Origin of the sequence: Streptomyces adustus (assembly GCF_009377175.1) — a bacterium.
In the GTDB taxonomy this organism is placed as follows: domain Bacteria; phylum Actinomycetota; class Actinomycetes; order Streptomycetales; family Streptomycetaceae; genus Streptomyces; species Streptomyces adustus.
Map to the genome: position 1 here is coordinate 1 of NZ_VJZD01000383.1, position 5,767 is coordinate 5,767.

Consider the following 5,767-nt stretch of genomic DNA (forward strand, 5'->3'; position numbering starts at 1 on the left):
CACCTCACCCCCCTGGCCATCCCCCCGATGACCCCGGAGGAGAGCCGCGCGCTGCTCGCCGACCGGGTCTCGGAGATCACCGAGCAGCAGGCCGGACAGCTCGGCAACGTCGTGGACTTCGTGCCGCACGCCCTGCACCTGGCCGCCCACTGCCTGGCCGAACGGGCCGCGGCCCACCGCCGCGAGGACCACATGAACCCGGACGCCGCGCTGCGCGCCGCCGTCGGCGACGTGCTGGCCGAGTACCGCGCCGGCAAGACCGAACTGCTGCGCCACAGCGAGGGCGTGGCCCCGGTGGCCGTGATGGTCCGCGTCGCCCGACGGGTCGCGCAGTCCACCCCGGGAGCCGCCGCCTGGCGCGCCGAGAGCCCCGAACGCGACGCCCTCGGCTGGCTGTTGGACGCCGCGTCCCTGCTCACCGGCCGCGGCATGGGACTGGAACTGCTGCGCTCGCGCCGCATCCTGTCCGAACTGGCCCGCGACGACGACGCCGACCGACCGGTCACCGCCGCGAGCACCCGCCACCCCGACGACGTACAGCTGCCCGACGAGCACATGGTGAGCGTCGCCCTGTGGGCACTCGCCCAGGTCGGCCTCCTCGACGTCGACTTCGACCGCGCCGAACAGCCCCTCGCCCAGCATCACGGACTGCGCGACCTGATCAGGGCCGGCATGGACGACGCCGACCGCCGCCACATCGAGTCGGTGCTGCGCGGAATCCTCGCCGAGTACGCCCCGCAGGAGAACCAGGAACTGCCCGCCGACTGGGCCCGCGAGGTGTACTCGCTGCGCCTGTGGGAGGACCCCCGGCCCCGGGTGCGCCGCTCGCTGCTGCGCCACCTCGGCGCGCTCAGCCGGCGCGCCGAGTCCGCCGACCTGGACCGGCTCCTGGAGATCGCCGGACTGGCCCGGTCCTGGTGGCGCGCCGACGACGACGAACAGTCCCCCGAGTACCTGCGACTGCTCAACTTCACCGCCCGCGCCCACCGGTTGCGCGGCGACTACGACACCTCCCGCCGTCTCGCCCAGGAGGCGCTCGGGGGACACCGCAGGCTGCTGGGCACCACCCATCCCCGCACCCTGCTGTCCGCCGACTCCTACGCCGCGACCCTGCGCGCCGTCGGCCGGTTCGACGACGCCCTGCTCCAGCTGCGCCCCGCGCTGGAGCAGTTGGAGCTGCTGCTCGGCTGGAAACATCCCGCCACCCTCCAGGTAGAGCACAACGTGGCCCTCACCGAGGCGCTGACCGGACGGGTCGCCCGTGCCCTCACCCGCCTCCAGGAGCGCTTCCGCTACCGGCAGGCGGTCGGCGGCACGGACGACGAGGAGGCTTGGGAGAGCGCCGACCTGCTCGCCTACCTCTACCGCTCGGCCGGCCGCGCCGGCGAGGCGCACGACCTGCTGCGCCAGCGACTGCGCCGCCACGGCGACGTCTGGGACGGCGACCGGCTCAACACCGAGGTGGGCCTGGCCGTCAGCGAGCGTCGGCTCGCCGACGGCTTCCCGGCCGTCAAGGATCCCCGCTACGGCTACGAACTCGCCCACGAGCGCGACCAGCGGGCGCTGCGCATCTACATCGGCCGGTTCGGCCCCGACCGGTTCGACACCCTGCGCTGCCAGTTCAGCTACGCCGCCGACCTGCACGCCCTCGGCAAGGCGGACGAGGCCGAGACCCAGGCCCGGCAGTGCGGGGACACCCTCGCCCGGCGGTTCGGCGCGGGCCACCCGTACACCGCCCTGTGCCAGGTGCGCCACGGCGTCTATCTGCGCGCCACGGGCGAGACGCGGCTGGCCGAGGAGGTGGGCCGCGGCGCCCTGAACCTCCTCGGCCACAAGCTGGGCCAGGCCCACCCCTGGGTCGCCGCCGCGGAGAACTCCCTGGCCGCCACGCTGGCCGCCGCGGGACGGACCGACGAGGCGGCCGCGCTCGCCGGGACCGCGCTGACCCGGCTGCGCGACCTCGGCGTCGCGCACCGCCCCGACGGGCGCCGGGTGAGCCAGCACCTCGACCGGCTCACCGCGACCGGATCCACCCGCCCGGCGCCCCCGTCGGGCTACGACATCGACCTGGAGCTGCCCGACGTGTAGTGCACCACCGCAACCGGTACCGGCCGGCCGCAAGCAGCCCGCACTCACCCACCGAAAGGCGAGCACCCGTGGCAGCTCCCGCACACCGACGCACCGACACACTGAAGGAGTCGCACTGGGCCGACAGGCGTCACGGCCGGATCACCGCCCTGTGCGAGGAGGAGGTCGCGCGGACACCGCAGATCCGCTCCCTGTCCCACTACAGCAACGGCATCCTCGACTTCACCGTCTTCCGCGTCCCGCGCGCCCCGCTCAGCAGCCTGGTCACCGAACTGGGCGACGAGGACGAGAGCGAGGCGCTGCCCGGCAGCCGACTGCTGCTGTGCGCCCAGGATCTGGGCACGGTCCTGCGGCCGCTGGGGACCGGCGAGTTGATGCGCACGGTCGTCGCCAACACGCGCGGCGGCCTGTGGGGCGGCCGGGCCCGCCCCGGCGAGTTCCTGGCCGCGGTGACGGACCTGCCCGACGGGGTCCCCGCCATGGACGCCGCCATGAACCGGCTCGTCACCCGGATCCGTACCGAAGTGCACTCGCTGCCCGACGAGTTGCCCGGCGGCGACCCCGACGCCAAGGCGTACCGGCGCATCACGGCCGAACCGGCCGGCCCGCACGTCGACTTCGGTACGGCCGCCGAACCCGATATCGCGTACGAGGAGCGGCTGCGCGGCCTGTGGCGCACCCATGTGAACACCACCGACCTCCAGTACGCGGGCTATTACCGCGACTGGGCCCTGGTCTGCGTCGGCGACGTCTTCGACGCCCATGAACTCGGGCCGCGGTTCATCGACGTCAGCGTCCGCACCCGGCGCACCGCCTACCGGGACCTCTCCAGAAGCCTGCGCGGCCACCTCGTCCGGCTCACCGACGCCCTCGCCCTGGTCGCCCCGCCCGAGGCCGGCCGCGCCCCCGTGGACCGGCTCGTCCTCGACGTACAGGAGGGCGCCGTGTACGTGCACTGGACCTCGGCGGGCGCGTTCCTCCTGGGCGTCACCCTCGACCAGCGCCAGGTCGACCACGCCGAACGCGGCTTGCAGCAACTCGCCCACGCGGTGGGCGGCATCATCCCGCCGCAGCGGTGACCGAAGGCCCCGTGGCCCCTCCCGCTACGGGGCCCGGACCCGTCGCCCGGCTCAAGGCACCGCGCTGAGGGAGCCCCACACCTCCTCGGCGAGTATCTCCACGGCGCGTGCGGGCGTCAGCGGATGCTGTGGCTCGGCGCCGCCCAGCAGATGCACCGGCAGCACCTCGACGGCGCACTCGTACTCCCGGCAGATCCGGCGCAGTTCGCTCAGCTGGTGCTCTGTCGGCGCGCCCGGCAGCGCACCGCGCGCCCAGGCGGAGACCGAGCCCCGGAAGTCCTCGGTCAGTTCCCGCACCAGGGTGGCGCAGCCCAGGACGCTGAGATCGGCGGGCGTCGCCGCGACCCGCCGGTTCACCGCCCGGCCCGCCACCCGTCGCGTCACCGTCTCCAGCATCGCCAGCGCGTCGCGGAACCTGCGTCGTACCGGAACCGGCAACTCGGGCGTCTCCGGCTCGGGTTCGCCTCCGGGCACTGCGGTCGCCGGGACGGTCCCTCTCGGCACGTTCTCCAGTGCCAGCGCCGCGACGGCACGACGCAGCTCCTCCAACTGGGCGGCCTGTTGCTGCTCCAGGTCGCGCCGCATCCGCTCGCCCAGCTCGGCGAGGTCGCCCTCCCGCTGCTCCTCGACCAGACGGCGTTCCAGTTGCAGCAACGCCTCGTGCACGGTCTGCGCGAACCCGCCCTGCCGGTACACCAGCGGCCGGGAGCCGATCGACCGCCCGAGCCGGTCCTGCATCGCCTGCGACACCAGCCCGTTGACCAGAAGCAGCGCCTCGAACCGTCCCGGGCGCACCGCGCTGCGCAGCCCGTGCACATGGGCCGCGATGCGTTCGGCGTCGTCGGCGAGCAGCACCGAACGGGTGTGGACCACCGCGATATAGGCGTTGGGGGCGGGCGACAGCCAGTGCACCACCTCGTCCCGGCCGCCCGGCGAACGCGACAGCCGGGCCGGCACCGGATCCCGCGAGGCGATCCGCCACTGCCCGAGGTCCAGCGCGTCGTGCACATCGTCGAGGACCTTGCGGTACGACACGCGCTCGTGCAGCTCCCGTACCGCCTTCAGCACCGTGGCCCCGGTCACCCGGCGCACCACCAGCCTGCGGCCGCCGTCCGCGCCGCCGTGGTCGCCGGTCGCGGCACCGGAACCGGAACCGGACCCCGAACCGTTCTCGGAGCCGCCCACGGAACCGGACCCGGAATCCGACAGGGAGCCGGACGAGCCCCCCGCTCCGGCATCCGCGGCTTCCTCGAATTCGGGGGCTTCCTCGGGCTCCTCGCTCAGCTGCCAGGCCTGTCGGCACACCTTGAGCACCTCGCGCGGCACGCCCTCGGTCAGCTCGTGCAGCAGCCGCAGCGCCTCCTCCTCGAACGGCCCCGTGTCCGGCGCCGTCCCGGCGTTCTCACGGCTCGCCGCGAGGTACTTGGCGACCAGCTCCCGGGTGTGCTCGTCGCTCAGCCCCGTCGGCCACAGCTGCACCACCCGCTCGTGCATGCCGGCCCGCAGCGCCCGCAGTCCCTCCGGCGAGGTGCAGAACACGAGCAGACCGCCATGGCTGGTGTAGATGTTGACCAGGCGCTCGAAGGCGTCCATGAACGTGCGCCGGTTCTCCTCCGGCCAGTCCAGCACCTTCTCCAGGGAGTCGAGCAGCAGCACGTAGGCGGTGCCGACCCGGCCGTGCAGGAAGCCCTGCACCGCCAGCGCGTCGAACACCCGGTCGATACCGGCCGGGTTGGCCGCCCCGCCGCCGGACGGGCCGATCGCCTCCGTGATGCCCCGCTCGCGCAGCGGCTCGGCCGGTTCCTCGCCACCGAGCCAGTTCCACACCATCCGCTTGAACGGCGGCTCCAGCAGCAGCGCCAGCGCGGTCGCGAACCTGCGGTGCTCCGTGACCTCGCCGAGCGTGCCCCGCAGATCGGCGTGGATCACCTCGGGGTCGTAGCGCAGCGCCGCCACCACCTTGTCCGGATCCAGCGCGCGTTCCCGCAGCCCGGTCGCGATCTCCTGGAGGGTGTCCCGGCGCGGATCGTCCTCCTGCGCGCCCACCCAGCCCGCCGTCACATAGGCGTAGTAGTCCCGCACCAGCTCCTCGAAGGCCTGCCGGCCCTGCACCGAGTCGCCGGGACCGCGCAGCCGGTCGCGGTAGAGGCGCCCCATGTCCTGTGCCGGCTCGTCCACGATCCACATCGCCGCCTCGGAGTGCCGCTCGCGCACCGTCTGGTACGTGCGGCGCAGCGCATGGCTCTTGCCGAGGCCGAACCCGCCCACCAGGGCGATGGCCCGGCCGCGTCGGCCGGGGGCGGCGGGCGGCGCGAAGTAGTCGTCGACGAGCGCCCGGAGGTCCCGCACCAGCGGGGTGGTGATGTGCGCGTTGCCCGAGTCGGCCCCTCGGACCGATGGATCCCCCAGGTCGGACGCCGGACCGAGGCGCACGACCGGGATCAGCGGGAAGGGGTTCTCGTGCCAGATGTCTCCACTGTCTGGGGCCACGATGGCACTCCTCGTGTGTCCGGTTTCGGCTTCCGAGCGGCGGGCGGGTGCGGGGATCACTGCGGGTGGGTGCCGCGGAGGATCGGGTCGGTACGGGGCCGGGCGGCCGC

At 74.0% G+C, this 5,767-nt stretch carries 3 protein-coding genes; 2 read left to right on the plus strand and 1 reads right to left on the minus strand.

Annotation, left to right across the window (positions count from 1 at the left end; all coding sequences use genetic code 11):
• A partial coding sequence (gene fxsT, locus FNH09_RS43785; protein WP_152895444.1) for an FxSxx-COOH system tetratricopeptide repeat protein occupies positions 1–2,088 on the plus strand: 2,088 nt, incomplete at its 5' end.
• Positions 2,089–2,156: 68 nt separating this feature from the next.
• Positions 2,157–3,167: a hypothetical protein gene (locus FNH09_RS43790; protein WP_162470004.1), complete on the plus strand. Its 1,011-nt coding sequence runs from the start codon at positions 2,157–2,159 to the stop codon at positions 3,165–3,167.
• Between the two features lie 51 nt (positions 3,168–3,218).
• Here the strand turns inward: FNH09_RS43790 and FNH09_RS47950 are convergent, their stop codons facing one another.
• The gene (locus FNH09_RS47950; RefSeq protein ID WP_202919880.1) at positions 3,219–5,657 is read right to left on the minus strand and encodes a hypothetical protein; all 2,439 of its coding nucleotides are present in this window, start codon (positions 5,655–5,657) and stop codon (positions 3,219–3,221) included.
• Positions 5,658–5,767 lie beyond the last annotated feature (110 nt).